This is a genomic window from Thiolapillus sp. (assembly GCF_048562965.1).
Lineage (GTDB): Bacteria > Pseudomonadota > Gammaproteobacteria > Chromatiales > Chromatiaceae > Thiolapillus > Thiolapillus brandeum_A.
The window spans coordinates 1-1,108 of the sequence record NZ_JBHNMF010000935.1; the positions used below are offsets into that span (position 1 = coordinate 1).

The following is a 1,108-nucleotide window of genomic DNA, read 5'->3' on the forward strand; positions in this document are numbered from 1 at the left end:
AAGGAAAGGCTCAGTTGCATTGTTAACTCCTAAAGGATTGAGGTTTGATATTCGCCATTGCTGTACCCGGAAACATCAATGATCTCCGAAACGCGCCGGCCTTCTTTGGTACGTTCAATATGAACAACGACATGAACCGCCTCGCCTATCAGCGGTTCAATTTCTGCGGGAGCCGCCTTGTTTCTCGAAACAAGAGACTTCAGCCTGGTCAAACCTTCCTGCGCGCTGTTCGCGTGGAGCGTGGCCACCCCGCCCGGGTGCCCCGTGTTCCACGCATCCAGCAGGTCCAGGGCTTCTTCGCCCCGAACCTCGCCGACCAGTATCCGGTCGGGCCGCATGCGCAGTGTGGTTTTCAACAGCATCGTCATGCTGACGTCGATGCTGGTGTGATACTGGACGTGGTTTTCTGCCGTGCACTGGATTTCGCCAGTGTCCTCAATGATGAACGGTCGTTCCGTTGGATTCTGTTCGACCATCTCAAGGATCACGGCATTGACCAGTGTGGTCTTACCTGATCCGGTGCCGCCGATCACCAGTATGTTCCGATGATTTCTTATCGCCCGCTCCAGCGTCTCGCGCTGGCTGTCGGTCATGATGCCGGCATCGACATACTCTCTGAGGGAGAAGACCTTTGAAGCCTTCTTTCTGATCGCGAAGGTTGGCGACGGTACGACCGGGGGGAGCTGTCCAGCGAAGCGTGAGCCGTCGAGCGGCAGCTCGCCTTCAAGGATGGGTGCTTCTCTGGTGACTGTCTTACCGTGATAGCCGGCGACTGTCTCTATGACTGCCTGGGCCTGGGCGGCCCTGAGTGTGCCGATGCACTTCATCGGCTCTCCATGCCTCTCCTGCCACAGCTTGCCGTCTGCGTTCAGCATGACTTCGACAGTTGCAGGATCTTTAAGCGCCTCCAACAGCACCGATCCCATGTCTCGGGCCAGCTTTCGCTTCGCCCTCTCCTGCACGCTGTCGAATTCTTCTTTCTTGGTCATTTTGTTCCCGAATATTCCTTAGTCCGTAGGGATTCTGTGGTTCCGCTAAATTGCCCTGTGTTTCTCTACATTGCGGTTTGTCGCACGATATAACGAAACTATTCAGCGTGCAACACCTA

At 55.6% G+C, this 1,108-nt stretch carries 1 protein-coding gene; it reads right to left on the reverse strand.

The features are described 5' to 3' along the window. Positions 1 to 29 precede the first annotated feature (29 nt). Entirely contained in the window at positions 30 to 989 is a 960-nt protein-coding gene (gene trbB / locus ACOCD2_RS21295) for a P-type conjugative transfer ATPase TrbB (protein WP_293646561.1), read from the reverse strand. Positions 990 to 1,108: the final 119 nt, after the last annotated feature.

Excerpts from the sequence above, each read along its gene's own strand:
- trbB (WP_293646561.1), bottom strand. The coding sequence starts at position 989 with ATGACCAAGAAAGAAGAATTCGACAGCGTGCAGGAGAGGGCGAAGCGA.